Here is a 22,959-nt window from a genome sequence, read left to right as displayed (position 1 = left end):
ACGTGCCGCACCAACTGCTCGTCCTGAACCCGGCGACCGAGGACGTGGTCGCCACCGTCCCCGCCGCCACCGCCGAGGACGTCGACGCCGCCGTCGTGCGCGCCGCCGCGGCGCAGCGCGGCTGGGCGGCCGCCGCGCCCGCCGACCGGGCCCGGCTGCTTCGCCGCTTCGCCGCCGTCGTCGACGACCACATCGAGGAGCTCGCCCGGCTGGAGGTCCGCGAGGCCGGCCACACGATCGGCAACGCCCGCTGGGAGGCGGGCAACGTCCGCGACCTGCTCGACTTCGCCGCCGGGGGAGTGGAACGGCTCAGCGGCCGCCAGATCCCGGTACCGGGCGGGCTCGACGTCACGATCCTCGAACCGCTCGGCGTGGTCGGCGTGATCGCGCCCTGGAACTTCCCCATGCCGATCGCCGCCTGGGCCACCGCCCCCGCGCTCGCCGCCGGCAACGCCCTCCTGCTCAAGCCCGCCGAGACCACCCCGCTCACCGCGCTGCGGCTCGCCGAACTCGCCCTGGAGGCGGGGCTTCCCGAGGGCCTCTTCCAGGTCCTGCCCGGCGAGGGCGCCGTCGCCGGCGACGCGCTCGTCGTCCACCCCGGCGTCGCCAAGATCGTCTTCACCGGCTCCACCAAGGTCGGCAAGGCGATCATGGCCAAGTGCGCCGACCAGGTGAAGCGGGTCACCCTCGAACTCGGTGGCAAGAGCCCCAACATCGTCTTCGCCGACGCCGACCTCGAGGCCGCCGCGGCCGCGACCCCCATGTCGTTCCTCGACAACAGCGGCCAGGACTGCTGCGCCCGCACCCGCATCCTCGTCCAGCGCAGCGTCTACGACCGCTTCATGGACCTGCTCGCCCCGGCGATCGAGGAGATCGTCGTCGGCGACCCGTCCGACGAGCGCACCCAGATGGGGCCGCTGATCTCGCGCGCCCAGCTGGAGCGGGTCCGCTCGTACGTGCCCGACTCCCTGCCCGGCGTCCGCGGCAAGGCCCCCGAGGGCCCCGGCTTCTGGTTCCCGCCGACCGTCCTCACCGGCGTCGCCGAGGACGCGCCCTGCGCCGTCGACGAGATCTTCGGGCCCGTCGCCGTCGTCCTGCCCTTCGAGGACGAGGACGACGCCATCCGGCTCGCCAACGCCACCCCGTACGGCCTGTCCGGCTCCCTGTGGACCCGCGACGTGGGCCGCGCGCTGCGCGCCTCGCGGGCCGTGCGGGCGGGCAACCTGTCCGTCAACTCCCACTCCAGCGTGCGCTACTGGACCCCCTTCGGCGGCTACAAGCAGTCCGGCCTCGGCCGCGAACTCGGCCCCGACGCCCTCACCGCTTTCACCGAGACCAAGAACGTCTTCATCAGCACGGAGGCCTGAAACAAGATGACCGCACAGACCCAAGAGATCATCTGCCGCCGCCTGGTCGGCCGTACCGCCGTCATCACCGGGGCCGGCAGCGGCATCGGCCTCGCCACCGCCCGCCGGCTCGCCTCCGAGGGCGCGAACGTCGTCTGCGGCGACATCGACGCGACCGCCGGCAAGGCCGCCGCCGAGGAGGTCGGCGGCACGTTCGTCCAGGTCGACGTCACCGACCCCGAGCAGGTCGAGGCGCTGTTCAGGACCGCCTTCGACACCTACGGCTCCGTCGACATCGCCTTCAACAACGCGGGCATCTCGCCGCCCGACGACGACTCCATCCTGGAGACCGGCCTGGAGGCCTGGAAGCGGGTCCAGGACGTCAACCTCACCTCCGTGTACCTGTGCTGCAAGGCGGCCCTGCCGTACATGCGGCAGCAGGGCCGGGGCTCGATCATCAACACCGCCTCGTTCGTGGCGATCATGGGCGCGGCGACCTCGCAGATCTCGTACACCGCCTCCAAGGGCGGCGTCCTCGCCATGTCCCGCGAGCTGGGCGTGCAGTTCGCCCGCGAGGGCATCCGGGTCAACGCGCTCTGCCCGGGGCCGGTGAACACCCCACTGCTGCAGGAACTGTTCGCCAAGGACCCGGAGCGGGCCGCGCGGCGCCTGGTGCACATCCCGGTGGGCCGGTTCGCGGAGGCCGAGGAGATCGCGGCGGCGGTCGCGTTCCTCGCCAGCGACGACTCCTCGTTCGTCAACGCCACGGACTTCCTGGTGGACGGCGGGATCTCCGGCGCGTACGTGACGCCGCTCTAGCCGGTACGGGCCTCCTGTCCGGCCGGCCGAACCCGCCCTCTAGGCTGGCCGGATGAGCATGAACACGCCTGCGGGCTGGTACCCGGACCCGGGCGCTCCGGGGACCGAGCGGTGGTTCGACGGCAGCGCGTGGAGCGGCCACACGAGGCCCGTCGGCGGCGGCCAGGCGCCCGCGCCGTACCCCAGTCACCCCGGGCCCGCCGCGGTCGTCGTGCCGCCGGCGGCCGGGGGGCCGAAGCGCGGGGTCGTCATCGGCGGGGCGGTGGCGGCCGTGGCCGTCGTCGTGGCGGTCGTCGTCGCGCTCGTGGTGAACGGCAAGGACGACGAGCCGCCGGCCCCGCCCGTCGCCGGGCCGACGGTGAGCCCCACGACCGCCGGGCCGCAGCCGGACGGCGACCCCACGGCCTCCGCCGACCCCAGTGGTGCCCCGACCGTGGTCGAGGACCAGCTCAACGGCATCTCCCTGCCGATCCCGCAGGGCTGGGAGAAGCCGGAGCGCCCGAGCGACGACGTGCCCACCGTCAGCACCGACGGCGACTACCAGTGCCCCGGCGACGTCGGCGAGAGCTGCACGTACGGCGTCGTCACCTCCCGGACGCCCTCCAAGACCGACGCGGCCACCCCGGAGGCGATCGCCAAGGCCGACATCGCGGAGGCCGTGAAGGACGCGTACGGCCAGGACATCCTCGGCAACGACCCCTACGGCGGGGTCAAGTCCCACACCGTGCTCGCGTCCAAGGCGACCGTCGTGGCGGGCCGCGACGCGTACCTGGTCCGCTGGAAGGTCGTCACCGGCGCCGGGCCCGGCGGCATCGTGCAGTCCCTGGTCTTCCCCTCGCCGTCGGGCAGCCAGGCCCCGGTCCTGGTCCGCTTCGTGTTCGACGCCGGGCCGAAGGGCCCGAAGCCGGCGCTGATGGACGAGATCGCGGCGGGCATCAAGGCGCTGTAGTCCGCGTCCGCGCCGGTACTCCGGTACTCCGGTGCCCGGGTGCCGCGGGGTGCCGCGGTGCCCGGGTCAGAGGAAGGTCTGCCCCTCTCCCCGGTACGTGGGCACCGTCGCCGTGATCCGGTCGCCCTCGACCAGGTGCAGCCGGTCGAACCGCTCGCACAGCTCACCCGCCTTGGCGTGCCGGAACCACACCTTGTCGCCGATCAGCAGATCGTCGGCGGCGGGGCCGAGGAGCGGGGTCTGCACCTCGCCCGGCCCCTCCTGCGGGTCGTAGCGCAGCCCCTCCGGCAGGTACGGGACCGGCAGCCGGTCCCGGCCCGCCGCGCCCGACGCCGGGTAGCCGCCGCCGAGCACCGTCACCACGCCCACGCCCGGGCGGCGCACCACCGGCTGGGCGAAGACGGCGGCGGGGCGGCCGTCGAACGACGTGTAGTGGTCGAACAGCCGCGGCACGTAGAGGCCCGAGCCCGCGGCGATCTCCGTCACCGCGTCCTCGGCGGCGGTGTGCTGGACGCTGCCGGTGCCGCCGCCGTTCACGAACTCCAGGTCCGGCGCGACGGCCCGCACGGCACGGACCACGGCCGCGCGCCGTGCCGCGAGCTCTTTGCGCGCCGCGGCCTGCATGAGACGGATCGCGCGGGAGCGCAGCGGCCGGCCGCCGACCGCGTCGCCGACGCCGGCGACGTGCCCCTCGTACGCCATCACCCCGACCAGCCGGAAACCGGGCCGGCGGGCCACGGAACGGGCCAGCTCGGCGAGCTGTGCGGGCGTGCGCAGGGGCGAGCGGCGGGCCCCGATCCGTACCCGGCCGCCGAGCAGCCGCAGCGAGGTGTCGAGCTCCAGGCAGACCCGGATGGTCTCGGACCCCCCGTTCCGGGCCTGGTCGATCAGCTCCAGCTGGGCCGGGTCGTCGACCATCACGGTCACGGCGGCGGCCAGCTTCTCGTCGGACGCGAGCGCGGCGAAGCCGGCGCGGTCGGCGGAGGGGTAGGCGAGGAGCACGTCCTCGAAACCGGCGCGGGCGAGCCAGAGGGACTCGTCCAGCGTGAACGACATGATCCCCTCGAAGCCCTCGCGGGCGAGGGCCCGCTCCAGAAGCGCCCGGCAGCGTACCGACTTGCTCGCGACCCGTATCGGCTTCCCCGCGGCCCGCCGCACCAGATCGTCCGCGTTGGCGTCGAACGCCTCCAGGTCCACGATCGCCACGGGCGCGTCGAGATGGGCGGTGGCCCGGTCGTACCGGGCGCGGTCGGCGGCACGGGGAGTCATGGGCCGAGCTTGCCAGACCGCCCTGACCGCGGGTAGGGGGATCATCCGGTCAGATCCCCCGGGGTTCCCACCTGCGCCGGAACAGCCCGTAGAGTGGCGCCCATTGCCAGGCGGTACGAGCACCCGTACGAGTGGGTACGACTACGGGAACGGGAACGAGCGGGGGGACGCGATGCCGACGAACGCGCACCCGACCCCGCCGACGGACGCGGCAACCTCCGCCCCCCGCCCCCGCACCGAGTCGGCCCCGCAGCAGCCGCCGCCCCCGGCACCGGGCCCCATGCCCCCGCACGCGCCGACGGCACCGCCGCACGCGCCGACGCTGCCGCCGCAAGCACCGGCCGTACCGCCCCCGCCGACGTCCGCCCCGACGGGGCCCCAGGCGGCGCGTGAGCCGATCGCGGCGCCCGGCAGCCTCGGCCGGCCCGCACCTGCCCCGCAACCTCCGGCTCCCGCGCCCCCGACGTCGCACCAGTCGGTCGCGACGCCCGGGCAGCCCGCGCCCACCTCGCAACCTCCGGCTCCCGCGCCCTCGATGTCACGCGAGCCGATGGCGGTGCCCGGCCGTCCCGGTCAGCCCGCGCCCGCCTCGCAACCTGCGGCTCCCGCGCCCCCGACGTCGCACCAGTCGGTCGCGGCGCCCGGCCGTCCCGGTCAGCCCGCGCCCGCCCCGCAACCTGCGGCTCCCGCGCCCTCGATGTCACGCGAGCCGATCGCGGTGCCCGGCCGTCCCGGTCAGCCCGCGCCCGCCTCGCAGCCTGCGGCTCCCGCGCCCGCCCCGCAGACCCCGGCCCCCGCGCCCTCGGCCGGGCCGCTGACGCCCCGTGAGCCCGGCGCCGCGGGGCCCCGCCCTCCGCAGCCCGCGGTCGCCCCGCCCGTCCCGACTTCCGTACTGACGCCCGCCGCCCCGGCCGGGCCACCCGCGGGGGCGCCGACCGAGGCAGTCGCGGCCCCCGGTCGCGTTCCGCAGCCCCCGGCCGCGCCGTACGCCGCCGCCCCCGCCGCCCCCTGGGTCGTGCCCTCCGCCCCCGTGTACCCCGGGTCCGAGACCACCGCGCGGCTGCGGCCGGTGCCGCCCGCGTACGGGTACGTCGGGGTGCCGCCCGAGACGCCCAGTGAGACGACCGCGCGGCTGCGGCCCATACGGGAGCGGCGGTTCGGGTGGGTGATCGCGGCCGGGACCTGCGTCGTCCTCGGGCTCGGGCTCGTCGGCGGGGCCGTCGCCGGGGTCGTGCTCGCACGACAGGGGCACGGGGCCGCGCAGGAGCCCGTGGGGTACCCCGAGGCGCGCCGGGCCTGGCACAGCACGCCCGTCGACACGCTGTTCCCGCCCGCCCTCAAGGGCGCCCGCTCCGGCCCCGGCGGCGCCGACCGCGCGTGGACGCGTATCGCCGTCGCGCCCGACGCGCCCTGCACCGACGCCGTCCTCTCGCCCGCCCTCGTCGCGACCCTCCGGCCCACCGGCTGCGTCCGCGTCGTCCGCGCCACCTACGCCGACGCCACCTCCACCGACGTCGTCACCGTCGGCCTCGTCTTCACCGACGCCGACGCCACCACCATGCAGACCCTCACCCAGCAGCTCACCGCCGGCGGCCGTGCCCAGCGCGTCGACCACATGCCGCGCACCCTGCCCGCTCCCGGCACGCCCGCCGCCCGCTTCGGCGACGCGCAGCGCGCCAGCTGGCAGCTGGCCGCCGTGCCCGAACTGCCCGTCCTCGTGTACGCCGTGTCCGGCTTCGCCGACGGCCGCCCCGTGTCCCGCCCCCAGCCCGCCGCCGAGGCCATGGACCCCCGTCAGACCACCGCCCCCGCCCAGGCCGGCCTCGGCCACGAGGCCAAGGGCGTCGCCGACCGCGTCGAACGCGGACTGCGCCGCGCCGTCTCCGCGGCCACCAAGGAGGACGGGTGATACGCCGCCGCCTCCGCGCCCTCACCGCACTCCCGCTCGCCGCCTCCTTCCTCGTGCTGCCCGCCGCCGCCCCGGCCCACGCCGACACCATCCGCGCCCGCCAGTGGGGGCTCGAGGCGCTGCACACCTCCGAGGCCTGGCGCACCACCAAGGGCCGCGGCATCACCGTCGCCGTCCTCGACACCGGCGTCGACGCGGCCCACCCGGACCTCGACGGCAACGTCCTCGACGGAAAGGACCTCATCGGCTTCGGCGCCGAGCGCGGCGACCGCGCCTGGGCCCGTCACGGCACCGCCATGGCCGGCATCATCGCCGGACACGGCCACGGCCCCGGCCGCCAGGACGGGGTCCTCGGCATCGCCCCGCAGGCGAAGATCCTGCCCGTCCGGGTCATCCTCGAAGGCACCGACAAGTCCCGCACCCGCGCCCGCGAGTCCCGCGGCGGCGCGCTCGCCCAGGGCATCCGCTGGGCGGTCGACCACGGCGCGGACGTCATCAACCTCTCCCTCGGCGACGACAGCGAGTCCGCCCACCCCGACGCCGACGAGGACGCCGCCGTCCAGTACGCCCTCGCCAAGGGCGTCGTCGTCGTGGCCTCCGCCGGCAACGGCGGCGACAAGGGCGACCGCATCTCGTACCCCGCCGCATACCCCGGCGTCATCGCCGTCGCCGCCGTCGACCGCTACGGCACCCACGCCTCGTTCTCCACCAGCCGCTGGTACGCCACCGTCAGCGCTCCCGGCGTCGACGTCGTGATCGCCGACCCGGACCGCCGGTACTACGAGGGCTGGGGCACCAGCGCCGCCGCCGCGTTCGTCTCCGGCGCCGCCGCCCTCGTGCGCGCCGCCCACCCCGGTCTGACGCCGGCCCAGGTGAAGCAGCTCCTCGTCGACACCGCCCGCAGCCGCCCCAAGGGCGGCCGCAGCGACGACAAGGGGTACGGCACCGTCGACCCGGCCGCCGCCATCAGGGCCGGCGGGAAGGCCGCGGCCGGGACCAAGGCCGCACCAGCCGGGCACCGGGGCAAGTTCTTCGGCTCCGGTCCCGTCCCCGAGGAGGGCGACGACCGGCCCCTCGGGGTGCTCGCGCCGGCCGCCGGCGGTCTCGGCGTGGTGCTGCTCGCCGCCGCGGTCGTCCTGTGGCGCGGCAGCCGCACCCCGGACCCGCGCCGGTTCCGGTGACCCGCGCCGGATAGGCTCGGGACGTGGCGCTCAAGAACATTCCGGACCCCGGTTTCTCCGACGACGACGGCACCGCGGACCCGCGGCTCACCGCGGCCCTCGCCGCCTGGGCGGAGGACCGCACCGCCCACGGCCCGGTGCTGGAGGCGCTCAAGGGCGCCCGGCTCCTGGTGCCGGTGGTCGCCGTCCTCGGCGAGGTCGAGGAGGACCCGGAGACCGGCCTGCGCCGCGAGAAGACCAGCGACATGGCCGTGCCCACGCTCACCGCGGGGGACCGCCGGGCGCTGCCCGCCTTCACCTCGATCGCCTCGCTGGCCCTGTGGGACCCGGCCGCCCGGCCCGTGGCCGTACCGCTTCACCAGGCCCTGGCGGCCCTCGTGCACGAGAAGGCCGACACGCTCGTCCTGGACCTCGCGGGCCCGGTGCCGTACCAGGTGACCGGCTCCGCGCTGCTCGCCCTCGCCGAGGGCCGGACCACCGCGGACCCGCTGCAGGACCCGGCCGTACGGGACGCGGTGCGCGCCGTGGTCGCCGGCGAGCCCGCCGTCGTACGGGCCTACCTCGGCCCCGGCACCGCGGACGGCACCCTCGCCCTCGTCCTCGCCGACGACGCGGCCCCGGCCGAGGCGGGCGGGCGCGTGGCCCGCGCCCTGGCCGTCGACGACACACTGAGGGCCCGCCTGGTGCGCGGCCTCGACCTGGCACTCCTGCCGGCCGCGGCCCCGCCTCCGGGCGAGCCCTTCTACGTACGGGACTGAGCCTCGGGGTTACCCGAACACCGGCCCCGTGTACTTCTCGCCCGGCCCCTGGCCCGGCTCGTCCGGGACGATCGACGCCTCGCGGAACGCCAGCTGCAGGGACTTCAGGCCGTCCCGCAGCGGCGCCGCGTGGAACGAGCTGATCTCCGTCGTGCTGGCGTCCAGCAGGCCGGCCAGTGCGTGGACCAGCTTGCGGGCCTCGTCCAGATCCTTGTGGTCGTCGCCCTCCTCGGTCAGCCCGAGCTTCACCGCGGCGGCGCTCATCAGGTTGACGGCGACCGTCACGATCACCTCGACCGCCGGGACCTCCGCGATGTCGCGGGTCATGGCGTCGAAGTCGGGGGAGTCATTGGTGGGCGTGTCACTCATGGGGCCCACGATATGCCCCGCCGGCCGGGACCCTTCGGTTAGCCCTTGCCCCGGCGACCTGCTAACCTTGTGTAACGACCGGCCGGACACGTGCGTGCCCGGCCCACAAGTGGAGGCTCCGACTTCCCACCTTGCCACCCTTCAGGGGCGGCGGGTCACCGGTCAGGCGGCCGCCATCGTTCCGTACGGACGATGGAGTCGCCCGATGTTGCGCCCCGCGGTTCACCGCGGCGGTGCTCCGGTATTTCCTTGGAGCCCCGCCTGTGTCCCGTCCGGGGCATTTTTCGTGTCCCGGGATGGTTGGTCTCAACGTTTTACACGTGACGTGTCCGTCCGCCAAGGCGGTCGCGTGGTGCTACCGAGGAGGATCCATCAGCGCCGAGCCCCGCATCAACGAGCGGATTCGCGTTCCCGAGGTGCGTCTTGTCGGCCCCAGCGGCGAGCAGGTGGGCATTGTTCCGCTTGCCAAGGCCCTGGAGCTCGCGCAGGAGTACGACCTCGACCTGGTTGAGGTTGCGGCGAACGCCCGTCCGCCCGTGTGCAAGCTCATGGACTACGGGAAGTTCAAGTACGAGTCGGCCATGAAGGCCCGTGAGGCGCGCAAGAACCAGGCGCACACGGTCATCAAGGAGATGAAGCTCCGGCCGAAGATCGACCCGCACGACTACGACACCAAGAAGGGTCACGTCGTCCGGTTCCTCAAGCAGGGCGACAAGGTCAAGATCACGATCATGTTCCGTGGTCGTGAGCAGTCCCGCCCGGAGCTCGGTTACCGACTGCTGCAGCGCCTCGCCGAGGACGTGCAGGAGCTCGGCTTCATCGAGTCCAACCCGAAGCAGGACGGCCGGAACATGATCATGGTTCTCGGCCCGCACAAGAAGAAGACCGAGGCCATGGCCGAGGCGCGTGAGGCCCAGGCCGCGCGCAAGGCGGAGCGCCAGGGCGGTTCGTCCGAGGCTGCGCCCGCGGCCGACGCCGAGCAGTCTTCGGCCGACACGTCGGCCGAGAACGCCGAGGCGTGATCCGGCGGGGGCTGCCCCGGCAGGCAGCCCCCCGGACCGCCCGGCACCACCACACGAAGAATTGACGCTCCCGGTCGCCCGGTGCCCGCACCGGAGGGGAGCGCCACTGACGAGGAGATAACGGCGCCATGCCGAAGAACAAGACGCACTCCGGTGCCAAGAAGCGCTTCAAGGTCACCGGCTCCGGCAAGATCCTGCGGGAGCGCGCCGGCAAGCGCCACCTGCTCGAGCACAAGTCGTCCAAGCTGACGCGTCGCCTCACCGGCAACGCCGAGATGGCCCCGGGCGACGCGGCCAAGATCAAGAAGATGCTGGGCATCTGACCCTGATCTCCCGCCCTCGGTGACGAGGGCATCCGGCCCAGTCCGGGACCCAATGGATTTCGGGTCGTGTGAGTACGACCACGGCCCCCCTACAAGGAGTTAAGAAGTGGCACGCGTCAAGCGGGCAGTCAACGCCCACAAGAAGCGCCGGGCGATCCTCGAGCAGGCCTCCGGCTACCGCGGTCAGCGTTCGCGCCTGTACCGCAAGGCCAAGGAGCAGGTCACCCACTCGCTGGTCTACAACTACAACGACCGCAAGAAGCGCAAGGGCGACTTCCGTCAGCTGTGGATCCAGCGCATCAACGCCGCTGCCCGCCTGAACGGCATGACCTACAACCGCCTCATCCAGGGCCTGAAGGCTGCCAACATCGAGGTGGACCGCAAGATCCTCGCCGAGCTGGCCGTCAACGACGCCAACGCGTTCGCCGCGCTGGTCGAGGTCGCGCAGAAGGCTCTGCCGGCCGACGTCAACGCTCCGAAGGCCGCCGCCTGATCCTCCAGGCCGCAGCACTTCTGCCCGGACCCGCAGGCGAGCCCGCCTGCGGGTCCGGGCGCGTCAGCCTCCGGACCACGTAACCCGGACCTCGCACCGGATCACGAAAGAGAACCGCCGCAGCCCATGGTCACCCCCGAGCCGATCTCCCCGCGTTCCCCGCGCGTCGTCGCCGCACGGCGGCTCGCCAAGCGCAACTTCCGGGGCAAGGAACGCCGGTTCATCGCCGAGGGCCCGCAGGCCGTCCGGGAGGCCGTGGCCCACCGCGGCGGCGACGGGCAGCCCACCCTCGTGGAGCTCTTCACCACCGCCGAGGCCGCCGAACGGTACGCCGACATCGTCGAGGCCGCCCGCGCCACCGGCGCCCGCGTCCACCACGCCTCCGACGCCGTGCTCGCCGAGGTCTCCCAGACCGTCACCCCGCAGGGCCTGCTCGGCGTCTGCCGCTTCCTCGACTCGCCGTTCGAGGAGATCGTCGCCGCCAAGCCCCGGCTGGTCGCCGTCCTGGCCCACGTACGCGACCCCGGGAACGCCGGCACCGTGCTGCGCTGCGCCGACGCGGCCGGCGCCGACGCCGTCGTCCTCACCGATGCCTCCGTCGACCTGTACAACCCCAAGTCCGTGCGCGCCTCCGTCGGTTCGCTGTTCCACCTGCCGGTGGCCGTCGGCGTCCCCGTCGAGCAGGCCGTCGCCGAACTGAAGGCCGCCGGCGTGCGGATCCTGGCCGCCGACGGGGCCGGCGAGGACGACCTGGACGACGAGCTGGACGCCGGCACCATGGGCGGTCCCACCGCCTGGATCTTCGGCAACGAGGCCTGGGGACTCCCGGAGGAGACCCGCGCCCTCGCGGACGCGGTCGTGCGCGTCCCGATCCACGGCAAGGCCGAGAGCCTCAACCTCGCGACGGCCGCCGCGGTGTGCCTGTACGCCTCCGCGCGGGCCCAGCGCCCCGGCCGTACCCACTGAGGGGGTCCAAACCGTCACCTTCAGCTAGTAGGGTGACGGGCTCGGGGGCCCACTGCGTCACACGGAGGGGTGGGATACGGGGATGACGGCCGACACGGACACGGACAGGCCCACAGGCGACCAGAGCACGCCGCCGTACGCCCCCGAGCCGCAACGGGCCGCCGCGGCGGCCCCGATCGCCGCGATCGACCCCGACGAGCTGCCCGACGGACTCGTCGTCGCCGACGCCGCCGGCCGGGTGATCTGCTTCAACGCCGCCGCCGGCCGCATCACCTCCGTCGCCCCGGCCCGCGCCCTCGGCCGCCCCCTGGAGCAGGCGCTGCCCCTGGAGGACCTCAAGGGCCGCCGCTGGTGGGCCATGACCGACCCGTACGGCGGGCTCGCCACCCGCACCGGCCAGCCCGAGCGCAACCTGCTGCTGCCCGGCGGCCGCGAGGTCCTGGTCTCCGCCCGGTACATCCGCGACACCCCCGCAGGCCCCGTCCGCCGGGTCGTCGTCAGCCTCCGCGGCACCGAGGCCCGCCGCCGCACCGAACGCAGCCACGCCGAGCTGATCGCCACCGTCGCCCACGAACTGCGCTCCCCGCTCACCTCCGTGAAGGGCTTCACGGCGACCCTGCTCGCCAAGTGGGAGCGGTTCACCGACGACCAGAAGCGGCTGATGCTGGAGACCGTCGACGCCGACGCCAACCGCGTCACCCGGCTCATCGCCGAACTCCTCGACATCTCCCGGATCGACTCCGGCCGGCTCGAGGTCCGCCGCCAGCCCGTCGACATCGCCGCCGCCGTCGGCCGGCACATCCAGGCCCACACCGCCGGCGGCCAGTCCCCGGACCGCTTCTTCGTCCGCGTCCGGCCCGGCCTGCCCGATCTGTGGGCGGACCCGGACAAGATCGACCAGGTGCTCGGCAACCTGCTGGAAAATGCCGTGCGCCACGGCGAGGGAACCGTCACCATCGAGGTGGCACCCGCCACCGCGCAGGACGACGAGAAAGGCACGGCCGTCACCGTGAGCGACGAAGGCCCCGGCATCCCCGAGGAGTCGATGGGCCGTGTCTTCACCCGCTTCTGGCGGGGGAGCAAGCGCGGCGGCACCGGCCTCGGCCTGTACATCGTCAAGGGCATCGTCGAGGCCCACGGCGGCACCATCACCGTCGGCCGCGGCCCCCGGGGCGGCGCCGAGTTCCGATTTATCCTGCCCGTGAGCGCCCCGGCCTATCTCGCCTGACGAGACCCGAGCCGCGCAGGCCGCCCACGGGCTCATTCGCGTCCCCGCACCCCGTTAGACTCGACCTTTGGCACGTTTGCGCCCTTGTCGTCGAGCGGGGCTGCGCCCAGCCAGCCAAACGGAAGCACGGGAAGAGATGTCGGCACCCAATAAGTCGTACGACCCGGTCGAGGTCGAAGCCTTGAAACCGGAAGAGATCGAGCGCATGCGGGACGAGGCGCTCGCCGCCTTCGCGGCCGCCGGCGACCTCGACGCGCTCGCGCACGCCAAGACGGCGCACACCGGCGGCACCTCGCCGCTGGCCCTCGCCAACCGCGAGATCGGCGCCCTGCCCCCGCAGGCCAAGGCCGCGGCCGGCAAGCTCGTGGGCCAGGCCCGCGGCGCCGTCTCCAAGGCGCTGGCCGCCCGCCAGACCGAGCTGGAGGCCGAGCGCGACGCCCGTGTCCTGGTCGAGGAGGCGGTGGACGTCACGCTGCCGTACGACCGCGTCCCGGCCGGCGCCCGCCACCCGCTGACCACGCTGATGGAGCGGGTCTCCGACGTCTTCGTCTCCATGGGGTACGAGGTCGCCGAGGGTCCCGAGGTCGAGGCGGAGTGGTTCAACTTCGACGCCCTCAACTTCGTGCCGGACCACCCGGCCCGCCAGATGCAGGACACCTTCTTCGTCCAGGGCCCCGAGGGCACCACGGGCGACGAGTCCGGCATCGTGCTGCGCACCCACACCTCCCCGGTGCAGGCCCGCACGCTGCTCGACCGGGAGCCCCCGGTCTACGTCGTGTGCCCCGGCCGCGTCTACCGCACCGACGAGCTCGACGCCACGCACACCCCGGTCTTCCACCAGATCGAGCTGCTCGCCGTCGACGAGGGCCTCACCATGGCGGACCTCAAGGGCACCCTGGACCACATGGTCCAGGCGCTCTTCGGCCCGGACATGAAGACCCGGCTCCGCCCGAACTTCTTCCCGTTCACCGAGCCGTCCGCCGAGATGGACATGCTCTGCTACGTCTGCCGCGGCGAGTCCGTCGGCAACCCCGACCGCCCCTGCCGCACCTGCGGCAGCGAGGGCTGGATCGAGCTCGGCGGCTGCGGCATGGTCAACCCGAAGGTGCTCGTCGCCTGCGGCGTGGACCCCGAGAAGTACAGCGGATTCGCCTTCGGTTTCGGCATCGAGCGAATGCTGATGTTCCGCCACAACGTCGAAGACATGCGAGACATGGTCGAGGGTGACGTCCGGTTCACCCGGCCGTTCGGGATGGAGATCTGATGCGGGTCCCGCTTTCTTGGCTGCGGGAGTACGTCGACCTGCCGGCGACGGAGACCGGGCGTGACATCCAGGCCAAGCTCATTTCGGCCGGCCTCGAGGTCGAGACCGTCGAGCAGCTCGGCGCCGGCCTGACCGGCCCGCTGGTGGTCGGCAAGGTCCTCACCATCGAGGAGCTGACGGAGTTCAAGAAGCCCATCCGCTTCTGCACCGTCGACGTCGGCCAGGCCAACGGCACCGGCGAGCCCCAGGAGATCATCTGCGGCGCCCGGAACTTCGCCGAGGGCGACAAGGTCGTCGTGGCCCTGCCCGGCGCCGTGCTGCCCGGTGACTTCCGCATCGCCGAGCGCAAGACGTACGGCAGGGTCTCCCGCGGCATGATCTGCTCGGGCGACGAGCTCGGCATGGGCGACGACGGCTCGCACGGCATCATCGTGCTCCCGCCGGAGCACGAGGTCGGCATCGACGCCACCGTCCTCCTGGAGCTGTACGACGAGGTCCTCGACATCGCCGTCACCCCGGACCGCGGCTACTGCCTGTCGATGCGCGGCGTCGCCCGCGAGCTCGCCATCGCGTACGGCCTGCCGCTGCGCGACCCGGCGCTGCTCGACGTGCCCGCCCCGAACTCGTACGGCTACCCGGTCCAGGTCGCCGACCCGGCCGGCTGCGACCGCTTCGTGGCCCGCACGGTGACCGGCCTGGAGCCCGAGGCCCGCTCGCCGATCTGGCTGCAGCGCCGTCTGCAGAAGGCCGGCATGCGCCCGATCTCGCTGGCCGTCGACATCACCAACTACGTGATGCTGGAGCTCGGCCAGCCGCTGCACGCCTACGACCGCAGCCGCGTCCAGGGCACCATCGGCGTCCGCCGTGCCGAGGAGGGCGAGCACTTCGTCACCCTCGACGGGGCTCACCGCGCCCTGCACCACGAGGACCTGGTCATCACCGACGACCGCGGGCCGATCGGCCTCGCCGGCGTCATGGGCGGCCAGAACTCGGAGATCGCCGACGCCGTGACCGACCCCGAGAGCGACGCCGTCACCGGCACCACCGAGGTCGTCATCGAGGCCGCGCACTTCGACCCGATCGCGATCGCCCGCACGGCGCGCCGCCAGAAGCTGTCCTCCGAGGCGTCCAAGCGCTTCGAGCGCGGTGTCGACCCGCAGGCCGCGGCCGCTGCCGCGCAGCGCACCGTCGACCTGCTCGTGCTGCTCGCGGGCGGCACGGCCGAGGCCGGCGTCACCGAGGTCGTCGCGCCGTCCGCGCCGCGCACCATCACCATGCCGGCGGACCACCCGGACAAGGTCGCGGGTGTCGCCTACGGCCGCGAGACCGTCGTCCGGCGCCTGCAGGAGATCGGCTGCGACGTCTACGGCCAGGACGAGCTGATCGTCACCGTGCCGTCGTGGCGTCCCGACCTGGGCGCGCCGAACGACCTCGCCGAGGAGGTCATCCGCCTCGAGGGGTACGAGAACCTGCCCTCGACGCTGCCCAAGCCGCCCGCCGGCCGCGGGCTGACCGAGCGCCAGCGCACCCGCCGCCGCGTCGGCCGCGCCCTGGCCGGCGCCGGCTACGTGGAGGCCCTGAACTACCCGTTCATCGGCGCGCAGGTCCTCGACCAGCTCGGCTTCGCGGCCGACGACGCCCGCCGCAACGTGGTCACCCTGGTCAACCCGCTCTCCGACGAGGAGCCCGCGCTCCGTACGACGCTGCTGCCGGGCCTGCTCGGCGCGCTGCGCCGCAACGACGGCCGCGGCAGCCACGACCTGGCGCTCTTCGAGACCGGCCTGGTCTTCCGGCCGGGCGAGAAGCCGGGCGAGGCCGAGCGGCTGCGGGTCGACGGACGTCCCACCGACGAGGAGATCGCCCAGCTCGACGCCGCCCTCCCGGCGCAGCCGTACCGCGTCGCCGTCGTCCTCGCGGGCGCCCGCGAGCAGGCCGGCTGGTGGGGCAAGGGCCACCCGTCGGACTGGGCGGACGCGATCCAGGCCGGCCGGATCGTCGCGGCCGAGGCCGGCGTGGAGCTGATCATCAGCGCCGACCAGCACGCCCCGTTCCACCCGGGCCGCTGCGCCGCGTTCCACGTGGTCGTGGACGGCGAGAAGGTCCTCGCCGGCCACGCCGGCGAGCTGCACCCGCGCGTCGTCAAGGCGCTGGGCCTGCCGGCCCGGTCCTGCGCGATGGAGCTGGACCTCGACGTCCTGGAGCAGGCGAACGAGGGGCCGCTGAAGGCCCCGCGGATCTCCTCCTTCCCGGTCGCCACCCAGGACGTGGCGCTGGTCGTCGGCACCGACGTGCCGTCTGCCGAGGTCGAGACGGTGCTGCGGGAGGGCGCGGGCGAGCTGCTGGAGTCCATCCGGCTGTTCGACGTGTACACCGGCGACCAGATCGACACGGGCAAGAAGTCCCTGGCGTACGCGCTGAAGTTCCGCGCCGCGGACCGCACGCTCACCGTCGACGAGGCGTCCGCCGCCCGTGACGCCGCCGTCGCCCTGGCGACGGAGCGCTTCGGCGCGACGCTGCGCGGCGCGTGAGGCCGTGAGCCGTAGGCCGTGAGGCCGTAAGGCACACCCACGGCCGGAGGGCCGCCGCCGGGACTCCCGGCGGCGGCCCTCCGTCGTTCCCGGCCCCGGCCCGGCCTGACAAGTCCATGGCCGTGCGGTGCAATGGTGGTGGGAGCCGTCATGGACGTGGCCGCGGATCTGGAACGGGCCCGGGACGCCTTTGCTCGTGAGGCGTGGTCGGACGCCTACGCCGCGCTCTCGGACGCCGACGGGGAGCGGTCGCTCGGCCCCGACGACCTCGTCCTGCTCGCCACCGCCGCCTACCTGCTGGGCCGGGACGCGGAGTGCGGCGCGGCGACCGAGCGGGCCCATCACGCGTATCTGGACCTCGGCCAGACGGCCCGCGCCGTGCGCTGCGCCTTCTGGATGGCCCTGCCGCTGCTGCTGCGCGGCGAGACGGCGCAGGGCGGCGGCTGGCTCGCCCGGGCGCGGCGGCTGCTCGACGACGGCCGGCTGGACTGCGTGGAACAGGGCTATGTGCTCTTCCCCCAGGGGCTGCGGCTCATCCACAAGGATCCCGGGGCCGCGTACACCCTGTTCGGCGAGGCGGCCGCGATCGGCGAGCGCTTCCGGGACCAGGACCTGGTGACGCTGGCCCGGCACGGCCAGGGCCGGGCGCTGATCTTCGCGGGCGACACCGGCGCCGGGACGGCCCTGCTCGACGAGGCCATGGTCGCGGTCGTGTCCGGCCGGCTGTCGCCGCTCGTCACCGGACTCGTGTACTGCAGCGTCATCGAGGCCTGCGAGGAGATCTTCGACCTGCGCCGGGCGCAGGAGTGGACGGAGGCGCTGTCCGACTGGTGCGCCGCCCAGCCGGACCTGGTGCCGTACCGCGGCCAGTGCCTGATCCACCGTGCCCACGTGCTGCAGACGCACGGCGCCTGGCCCGACGCCCTGGACGAGACGCGCCGGGCCTGCGAGCGGCTCACCGAGCCGCCGGGGCGCGGCGTCCTCGGCATGGCGCTGTACCAGGAGGCCGAGCTGTACCGGGTCCAGGGCGCCTTCGCCCGCTCCGAGGAGACCTACCGGCAGGCCGGCGCGTGCGGGCACCGGGCGCAGCCGGGGCTCGCGCTGCTGTGGCTGGCCCAGGGCCGGGCCGACGCGGCGGCCGCGGCCATCCGCAGCGTCCTGGACGAGACGCCGGACCGGCTGCGCCGGGCGAGGCTGCTCGCCCCGTACGCGGAGATCATGCTGGCCGTCGGCGACGTACCCGCCGCCCGGGCCGCCGCGGACGAGCTGACGGGGACCGCCGGGGCGCTCGGCGCCCCGCTGCTGCAGGCCGTCGCCGCCCATGCGCGCGGGGCCGTCCTGCTGGCGGAGGGGGACGCCGCGGCGGCGCTGGACGCCCTGCTGGAGGCGGGCAGGATCTGGGACGAGATCGAGGCCCCGTACGAGCGGGCGCGCTCCCTCGTCCTGCTGGGCCTCGCCCGGCAGCGGCTCGGCGACGCGGGCACCGCCCGGCTCGAGCTGCACGCGGCCCGCCAGGTGTTCCGGGACCTGGGCGCGGCCCCCGACCTGGCCCGCCTGGACGCGCTCACCCACGCGGGTCCGCGCGGGGACGGCGGGCTCAGCCCCCGGGAGCTCGAGGTGCTGCGGCTGGTCGCCACCGGCCGGACCAACCACGCGATCGCCGCCGAGCTGATGCTCAGCGAGAAGACCGTGGCCCGGCATCTGAGCAACATCTTCGGCAAGCTCGGGCTCTCCTCCCGGTCAGCGGCCACGGCGTACGCCTACGAGCACGATCTGGTCGGGCGGCGATGGGCAGAATGACCCATCGCCGGCGCGGCGTGGGATTGGGGCGTTCTCCCGAAGCAGCCGCAGGGGCCGTCTGCCTAGTGTCGTGCTCAGGAACGAACCGAGGAGGCCGGCGATGAACCCCACCGACAGGACGGAACGCATCGAGACGGTCGTCATCGGAGCAGGTCAGGCCGGTCTGTCCACCGGATACCACCTGGCCCGCCACGGCCGGCCGTTCGTGGTGCTGGACGGCAACGCCCGCGTCGGCGACAACTGGCGCTGCCACTGGGACTCGCTGCGGCTGTACAGCCCGGCCAAGGTCGCCTCGCTGCCGGGCATGCGCTTCCCCGCGCCGCCGATGTCCTTCCCCACCAAGGACGAGATGGCCGACTTCCTGGAGACCTACGCCGAGACCTTCGACCTGCCCGTGCGGCACGGCGAGCGCGTCGCCCGGCTCGGCCGCGAGAACGGCGGGTACGTGGTCGAGACGGGCACCAGGGCCTACCTCTGCGACCACGTCGTCGTCGCCTCCGGCTCGTTCGGCCGGACCCCGTACGTCCCCGGGTTCGCCGCCGGACTCGACCCGCGCATCGCCCAGCTGCACTCCAGCTCCTACAAGAACCCGGACGACCTGCGGCCCGGCGCCGTGCTGGTGGTCGGCGCCTCCCACTCCGGCGGCGACATCGCCTACGAGTCCGGGAAGGCCGGCCACCCGACCGTGCTCAGCGGGACGATCCACGGTGAGATCCCGTTCGACATCGAGGGCCGGCCCGCCCACGCGGTCTTCCCGGTGCTGTGGTTCCTGGCGCAGCACGTGCTGAATCTGCGGACGCCGATCGGACGCAGGATGCGGCCCGAGGTCCGGGCGCACGGCGGGCCGCTGATCCGCGTCAAGAAGGCCGACCTCACCGGCGCCGGCGTCGAGCTGGTCCCAGAGCGGACCGTCGGCGTGCGGGACGGGATGCCGATGCTGGACGGCGGCCGGGTCCTCGACGTGGCGAACGTCGTCTGGTGCACCGGTTTCCGGCAGGACTTCTCCTGGATCGACCTGCCGGTCACGGGTGAGGACGGCTGGCCGCTGGAGGAGCGCGGCGTGGTCCCCTCGTCGCCCGGGCTGTACTTCGTCGGCCTGGCCTTCCAGTACGCCTTCGCCTCCATGCTCATCGGAGGCGCGGGCCGGGACGCGGAGCACGTCGTGAGCCATCTGGTGCGCCATCGCGCCGAAACGGGCGCCCGGCACCGCACGAGGGCGCACGCCTGACAGCCGCGCTCCCGGTGCTCACTCCTTCGGGTGAGAAGTCTGGCGGATGTTCCCCCGTGACCGGCCGTGTCGACAGAATCGACGCGGCCGCAGGGGCCGGCCTGCGTGCTGGAGGGCCTCAGGGAGGGCCGTGCATGATCCGTACAAGGTCGTCGCACTCCAAGGTCAGCCGGTTGCGCCGGCTGCGTCCGCTCGTCCTCCCCGGCGCCTGGGGCGCCGTGGCCGTCACATGGAAACTCGCCTGTCCGCTCGCCCAACAGCCCGGGCTGCCGATGCGGATCGCCACCAGCGCCGTGTTCTTCAGCGTGGGCACCGGGCTCGTCCTGGGCCTGCGCCGCGGGCTCGCCCGTGAGCTGGAGCGGATGCGCGCCATCGCGCACGCCGCCCAGCGGGTCGTGCTGCGGCCGCTGCCGCCCCGTCTCGACGGGCTCGCGCTCGCCGCGGCCCAGCTGTCCGCCTCCCGTGGGGCGGAGGTCGGCGGCGATCTGTACGAGGCCGCCGCCACCCCGTACGGCGTGCGGCTGCTCATCGGGGACGCCCGCGGGCACGGCCTCGCCGCGCTCGGGGCCGTCGCCGCCGTCCTGGGCAGCTTCCGCGAGGCCGTCCACGACGAACCCGAACTCGGCGGTGTGTTACGGCGGTTGGACCGGGCGCTGGCCCGCCATCTGCGCGACCGGGCCCGCGACGAGCACCCGGCGGGCGGCACGGCGGAGCCCGAGCATCCGGCGGCCGAGGAGTTCGTCACCGTCCTGCTCCTGGAGATCCGGCCCGGCGGGTCGGTGCACGCGCTCAACTGCGGCCATCCCGGCCCGTACCGGCTCGGCCGGCGGGCCGAGGTGCTGCCGGCCGGCGATCCGCTGCCGCCGCTCGGCGCGTTCCCGCTGCCCGCCGAGCTCATCCCGTACCGGTGCGGCCGGCTGCGGCCCGGCGAGACGCTGCTGCTGCACACCGACGGCGCGGAGGACGCCCGGGACTCCGGCGGCCGGTTCTTCCCGCTGGAGGCCGTCCTCGCCGACGCCGTCCGCGAGGCGCCCGTCGCGCCCGCGGCCCTGGTCGAGCGGGTGCACACCGCCCTGCTGCGGCACACCGGCGGCCGGCTCGCCGACGACGTGGCGCTGCTCGTCGTGCGCAACGACCGGGTGCGGGTCCCGGCGCAGCCCGCCGAACCCGGGCTGCGCCGCACCCGACCGGCGCCGTACCCGGGATAGGGGGCCGGCGTCTTCCGGTCGGCGCCGCCCGTCCTGCCACGGAGTGTCGGGCAGACGGCAGGACGGGCGGCGCGGGGCGGGCCGTCGCGCTGTACGAGGGGGAGCAGACGGCCCGGCCGCCTCCGGGGAGGCGGGTCCTCCCTCCCCGAGGGGGCAGATCCCTCGGCGGGAGGACGCTCAGTCAACCGGCAGCGGAGGCACGGCGGCAGAGTGCACAGGGTGCTTATGCGGGCATTCCCTTCACACCCCGTGCGAATCGGCCCTAGTCTCGCATCGACCCCGGTCCGCGAACCGTTTCCCGTCAGGGCGGACCGACCACGGGAGAGCCCCATGCAGCCCAACACCCTGCTCGACGCCCTGCTCGACGAGGCGGGGGTCTCGCACGCGGGCCTGGCCGCCCATGTGAACCAGGCCGGCCGGGCCCGGGGCCTCGCCCTGCGGTACGAACACACCGCCGTGGCCCGCTGGTTGAAGGGCCAGCGGCCGCGCGGCCAGGTGCCCGACCTGATCTGCGAGGTGCTGGCCGCCCGGCTGCACCGCACCGTCACCCTCGACGACATCGGCCTCGGCGTCCCCGGAGGTCCCGCCGCGGCCCCGAACGGTTCGTCGCTCTCGGGCTTCGTGGAGCGGGCCACCGCCCTGTGGCGCTCCGACGAGCAGCAGCGGCCGCATGTCATCGCGGCGCCGGCGGTCACCGGCACGCCCGCCGTGATGCCGGTCTGGGAGTGGGAGAACCCGCCGGAGGACGCCGACGTGTCCCGTGACGGCCAGACCCGCGTCGTGCCGTCCGACGTCGCCCTGCTGCGCGCCGCCCGCGCCCACTACGAGCTGATGTACCGCAGGGCCGGCGGTCTCGCGACCCGCGCCCGGATCGTCGGCTTCCTCAACGCCGAGACCGCGCCGCTGCTGCGCGGCGCGTATCCCGACGCGCTGGGGCGGCAGTTGCACCGGGCGACCGGCGGCCTGGTCGCGATCGCCGGGATCTGCGCGTACGACTCCGACGCGCACGGTCTGGCGCAGCGGTACTTCCACCAGGCGCTGCGGCTCGCGAAGGCGAGCGGCGACCGGGGCCTGGGCGCGTACGTGATCGCGCTGCTGGTCAACCAGTCGCTGTTCATGGGGGAGTACCGGCAGGCGGTGGCCTTCGCGGAGGCGGCGCTGCGGTCGGCGGGGCAGCGGATCACCCCGGCGCTGGCCGGCGACCTGTCGGCGATGCAGGCCAAGGCGTACGCCCATCTCGGCGACGGGGCCGCGGCGTTGGCGTGCATCCGGCGGGCGGAGGCGGAGGCGGAGCGGATCTGTCCGGGGACGGAGCCGGCAGAGACCGGGTACGTGCAGCCGGGGCACGTCAACGTGCAGATCGCGGAGGCTCTCCTCAAGCTGGGTGATCTTCCCTCGGCGCGCGCGCACGCCGACCGGGCGGTGGCGGTGCCGGCGCACGACCGGGGGCGGGTCCACCGGCTGGCCATGCTCTGCCAGATCGAGCTGCGGGAGGGAGAGGTCGACCGGGCGGCCCATACCGCGGTGGAGATGACCGAGCGGGTGCGGGGGATGGAGTCGCAGCGGCTGCGCGACCGGCTGCGCCTGGTGCGGGAACATCTGCTGGCGAGCGGCGGCGGGGACGCCCGGGAGGCCGCGGAACTGATCGACGGAGCGCTCCGCGTTCCCCTGTGACCCGAGGACTGCTGCCATATTGCCACCGACTAATCGGAAGGTGGCAGAAAGGTGGCAGAAACGTGCAGTGGACGAAACTGAGTGAACAACCGGTCTATGAGAACCGCTGGTTCCGGGTGAACCTGGCGGACGTCGCGCTCCCCGACGGCCGCCGCCTCGACCACTATCTGATCCGGCTCCGGCCGGTCGCCGTGGCGACCGCCGTCAACGAGGCCGACGAGGTGCTCCTGCTCTGGCGCCACCGCTTCATCACCGACAGCTGGGGCTGGGAACTGGCCGCGGGCGTCGTCGAGGACGGCGAGGACATCGAGGCCGCCGCCGCCCGCGAGATGGAGGAGGAGACCGGCTGGCGGCCCGGACCGCTGCGCCATCTCCTCACCGTCGAGCCCGCCAACGGTCTCATCGACGCCCGGCACCACCTCTACTGGACCGAGGAGGCCACGTACACCGGTCCGCCCGAGGACGGCTTCGAGTCCTCCAGGCGCGCCTGGATACCCCTCAAGCAGATCCCCGACATGATCGCCCGCGGCGAGATCCCGGCCGCCAACATGGCCGCCGGGCTGCTGATGCTCCATCACATGCGGCTCGGTTGACCGGGCCCGGAATGCGCCGGACGGCCCGTACC

Annotated in this window: 20 protein-coding genes; 18 read left to right on the top strand and 2 right to left on the bottom strand. The window is 74.3% G+C overall.

What is annotated here, in order from left to right:
• Positions 1 to 2 precede the first annotated feature (2 nt).
• Genes ABZO31_RS05535 through ABZO31_RS05525 form a run of 3 tightly spaced genes read left to right on the top strand, consistent with a single transcriptional unit; the run spans position 3 to position 3,114 of the window.
• Complete coding sequence (locus ABZO31_RS05535) at positions 3 to 1,367, top strand: aldehyde dehydrogenase family protein (protein ID WP_406859842.1); 1,365 nt, start codon at positions 3 to 5, stop codon at positions 1,365 to 1,367.
• Between the two features lie 6 nt (positions 1,368 to 1,373).
• Positions 1,374 to 2,165, top strand: coding sequence for a 3-oxoacyl-ACP reductase (locus ABZO31_RS05530; RefSeq protein ID WP_406859841.1), 792 nt, complete (start codon positions 1,374 to 1,376; stop codon positions 2,163 to 2,165).
• A gap of 52 nt (positions 2,166 to 2,217) precedes the next feature.
• Complete coding sequence (locus tag ABZO31_RS05525; protein WP_406859840.1) at positions 2,218 to 3,114, top strand: DUF2510 domain-containing protein; 897 nt, start codon at positions 2,218 to 2,220, stop codon at positions 3,112 to 3,114.
• A 66-nt stretch (positions 3,115 to 3,180) separates the two neighbouring features.
• On the opposite strand, the gene ABZO31_RS05520 is transcribed toward ABZO31_RS05525, so the two are convergent.
• Complete coding sequence (locus tag ABZO31_RS05520) at positions 3,181 to 4,383, bottom strand: amino acid deaminase/aldolase (protein WP_406859839.1); 1,203 nt, start codon at positions 4,381 to 4,383, stop codon at positions 3,181 to 3,183.
• 697 nt (positions 4,384 to 5,080) lie between these two features.
• Here ABZO31_RS05520 and ABZO31_RS05515 point away from each other — a divergent pair.
• From ABZO31_RS05515 to ABZO31_RS05505, 3 genes are read left to right on the top strand one after another with little or no spacing between them, the layout of a single operon-like run.
• Positions 5,081 to 6,292, top strand: coding sequence for a hypothetical protein (locus ABZO31_RS05515; protein ID WP_406859838.1), 1,212 nt, complete (start codon positions 5,081 to 5,083; stop codon positions 6,290 to 6,292).
• A complete protein-coding gene (gene mycP / locus ABZO31_RS05510) occupies positions 6,289 to 7,473 on the top strand; it encodes a type VII secretion-associated serine protease mycosin (RefSeq protein ID WP_406859837.1) in 1,185 nt (394 codons plus the stop codon). Before ABZO31_RS05515 ends, mycP begins: the two co-directional genes overlap by 4 nt.
• Positions 7,474 to 7,496: 23 nt before the next feature.
• On the top strand, positions 7,497 to 8,231 hold the full coding sequence (locus ABZO31_RS05505; RefSeq protein WP_406859836.1) for an SseB family protein: 735 nt from the start codon (positions 7,497 to 7,499) through the stop codon (positions 8,229 to 8,231).
• A 9-nt stretch (positions 8,232 to 8,240) separates the two neighbouring features.
• Here ABZO31_RS05505 and ABZO31_RS05500 read toward each other — a convergent pair whose 3' ends face one another.
• Positions 8,241 to 8,600, bottom strand: a complete 360-nt coding sequence (locus ABZO31_RS05500; protein WP_406859835.1) for a DUF1844 domain-containing protein — start codon at positions 8,598 to 8,600, stop codon at positions 8,241 to 8,243.
• 296 nt (positions 8,601 to 8,896) lie between these two features.
• On the opposite strand from ABZO31_RS05500, the gene infC reads away from it, so the two are divergent.
• The 12 genes from infC (at position 8,897) to ABZO31_RS05440 (ending at position 22,927) form a co-directional block, all read left to right on the top strand.
• A complete protein-coding gene (gene infC / locus ABZO31_RS05495) occupies positions 8,897 to 9,622 on the top strand; it encodes a translation initiation factor IF-3 (protein ID WP_406859834.1) in 726 nt (241 codons plus the stop codon).
• Between the two features lie 128 nt (positions 9,623 to 9,750).
• Positions 9,751 to 9,945, top strand: a complete 195-nt coding sequence (rpmI, locus tag ABZO31_RS05490) for a 50S ribosomal protein L35 (protein WP_015032399.1) — start codon at positions 9,751 to 9,753, stop codon at positions 9,943 to 9,945.
• A 106-nt stretch (positions 9,946 to 10,051) separates the two neighbouring features.
• Entirely contained in the window at positions 10,052 to 10,438 is a 387-nt protein-coding gene (gene rplT, locus ABZO31_RS05485; protein ID WP_019884941.1) for a 50S ribosomal protein L20, read from the top strand.
• Between the two features lie 126 nt (positions 10,439 to 10,564).
• The gene (locus tag ABZO31_RS05480) at positions 10,565 to 11,404 is read left to right on the top strand and encodes a TrmH family RNA methyltransferase (protein WP_406859833.1); all 840 of its coding nucleotides are present in this window, start codon (positions 10,565 to 10,567) and stop codon (positions 11,402 to 11,404) included.
• Positions 11,405 to 11,486: 82 nt separating this feature from the next.
• Complete coding sequence (locus ABZO31_RS05475) at positions 11,487 to 12,632, top strand: sensor histidine kinase (RefSeq protein ID WP_406859832.1); 1,146 nt, start codon at positions 11,487 to 11,489, stop codon at positions 12,630 to 12,632.
• A 136-nt stretch (positions 12,633 to 12,768) separates the two neighbouring features.
• Positions 12,769 to 13,896: a phenylalanine--tRNA ligase subunit alpha gene (pheS, locus tag ABZO31_RS05470; RefSeq protein ID WP_406859831.1), complete on the top strand. Its 1,128-nt coding sequence runs from the start codon at positions 12,769 to 12,771 to the stop codon at positions 13,894 to 13,896.
• On the top strand, positions 13,896 to 16,424 hold the full coding sequence (pheT, locus tag ABZO31_RS05465) for a phenylalanine--tRNA ligase subunit beta (RefSeq protein ID WP_406859830.1): 2,529 nt from the start codon (positions 13,896 to 13,898) through the stop codon (positions 16,422 to 16,424). Before pheS ends, pheT begins: the two co-directional genes overlap by 1 nt.
• A gap of 150 nt (positions 16,425 to 16,574) precedes the next feature.
• Complete coding sequence (locus tag ABZO31_RS05460) at positions 16,575 to 18,224, top strand: LuxR C-terminal-related transcriptional regulator (RefSeq protein ID WP_406859829.1); 1,650 nt, start codon at positions 16,575 to 16,577, stop codon at positions 18,222 to 18,224.
• Between the two features lie 100 nt (positions 18,225 to 18,324).
• The gene (locus ABZO31_RS05455) at positions 18,325 to 19,452 is read left to right on the top strand and encodes a flavin-containing monooxygenase (protein WP_406859828.1); all 1,128 of its coding nucleotides are present in this window, start codon (positions 18,325 to 18,327) and stop codon (positions 19,450 to 19,452) included.
• A gap of 134 nt (positions 19,453 to 19,586) precedes the next feature.
• The gene (locus ABZO31_RS05450; protein ID WP_406859827.1) at positions 19,587 to 20,660 is read left to right on the top strand and encodes a PP2C family protein-serine/threonine phosphatase; all 1,074 of its coding nucleotides are present in this window, start codon (positions 19,587 to 19,589) and stop codon (positions 20,658 to 20,660) included.
• A 330-nt stretch (positions 20,661 to 20,990) separates the two neighbouring features.
• The gene (locus ABZO31_RS05445; protein WP_406859826.1) at positions 20,991 to 22,334 is read left to right on the top strand and encodes a transcriptional regulator; all 1,344 of its coding nucleotides are present in this window, start codon (positions 20,991 to 20,993) and stop codon (positions 22,332 to 22,334) included.
• Between the two features lie 62 nt (positions 22,335 to 22,396).
• The gene (locus ABZO31_RS05440) at positions 22,397 to 22,927 is read left to right on the top strand and encodes an NUDIX domain-containing protein (protein WP_406859824.1); all 531 of its coding nucleotides are present in this window, start codon (positions 22,397 to 22,399) and stop codon (positions 22,925 to 22,927) included.
• The last annotated feature ends 32 nt before the right edge of the window (positions 22,928 to 22,959 follow it).

This window comes from Streptomyces solicamelliae, from assembly GCF_045348655.1.
In the GTDB taxonomy this organism is placed as follows: Bacteria; Actinomycetota; Actinomycetes; order Streptomycetales; family Streptomycetaceae; genus Streptomyces; species Streptomyces solicamelliae.
The sequence above is the reverse complement of the archived record's forward strand: the minus strand, read 5'-3'. Positions and strand labels throughout refer to the sequence as shown.

Excerpts from the sequence above, each read along its gene's own strand:
- ABZO31_RS05530 (WP_406859841.1), top strand. The coding sequence starts at position 1,374 with ATGACCGCACAGACCCAAGAGATCATCTGCCGCCGCCTGGTCGGCCGT.
- ABZO31_RS05525 (WP_406859840.1), top strand. The coding sequence starts at position 2,218 with ATGAGCATGAACACGCCTGCGGGCTGGTACCCGGACCCGGGCGCTCCG.
- ABZO31_RS05520 (WP_406859839.1), bottom strand. The coding sequence starts at position 4,383 with ATGACTCCCCGTGCCGCCGACCGCGCCCGGTACGACCGGGCCACCGCC.
- ABZO31_RS05515 (WP_406859838.1), top strand. The coding sequence starts at position 5,081 with ATGTCACGCGAGCCGATCGCGGTGCCCGGCCGTCCCGGTCAGCCCGCG.
- ABZO31_RS05500 (WP_406859835.1), bottom strand. The coding sequence starts at position 8,600 with ATGAGTGACACGCCCACCAATGACTCCCCCGACTTCGACGCCATGACC.
- infC (WP_406859834.1), top strand. The coding sequence starts at position 8,897 with ATGGTTGGTCTCAACGTTTTACACGTGACGTGTCCGTCCGCCAAGGCG.
- rpmI (WP_015032399.1), top strand. The coding sequence starts at position 9,751 with ATGCCGAAGAACAAGACGCACTCCGGTGCCAAGAAGCGCTTCAAGGTC.
- ABZO31_RS05480 (WP_406859833.1), top strand. The coding sequence starts at position 10,565 with ATGGTCACCCCCGAGCCGATCTCCCCGCGTTCCCCGCGCGTCGTCGCC.
- ABZO31_RS05475 (WP_406859832.1), top strand. The coding sequence starts at position 11,487 with ATGACGGCCGACACGGACACGGACAGGCCCACAGGCGACCAGAGCACG.
- pheS (WP_406859831.1), top strand. The coding sequence starts at position 12,769 with ATGTCGGCACCCAATAAGTCGTACGACCCGGTCGAGGTCGAAGCCTTG.
- pheT (WP_406859830.1), top strand. The coding sequence starts at position 13,896 with ATGCGGGTCCCGCTTTCTTGGCTGCGGGAGTACGTCGACCTGCCGGCG.
- ABZO31_RS05460 (WP_406859829.1), top strand. The coding sequence starts at position 16,575 with ATGGACGTGGCCGCGGATCTGGAACGGGCCCGGGACGCCTTTGCTCGT.
- ABZO31_RS05455 (WP_406859828.1), top strand. The coding sequence starts at position 18,325 with ATGAACCCCACCGACAGGACGGAACGCATCGAGACGGTCGTCATCGGA.
- ABZO31_RS05450 (WP_406859827.1), top strand. The coding sequence starts at position 19,587 with ATGATCCGTACAAGGTCGTCGCACTCCAAGGTCAGCCGGTTGCGCCGG.
- ABZO31_RS05445 (WP_406859826.1), top strand. The coding sequence starts at position 20,991 with ATGCAGCCCAACACCCTGCTCGACGCCCTGCTCGACGAGGCGGGGGTC.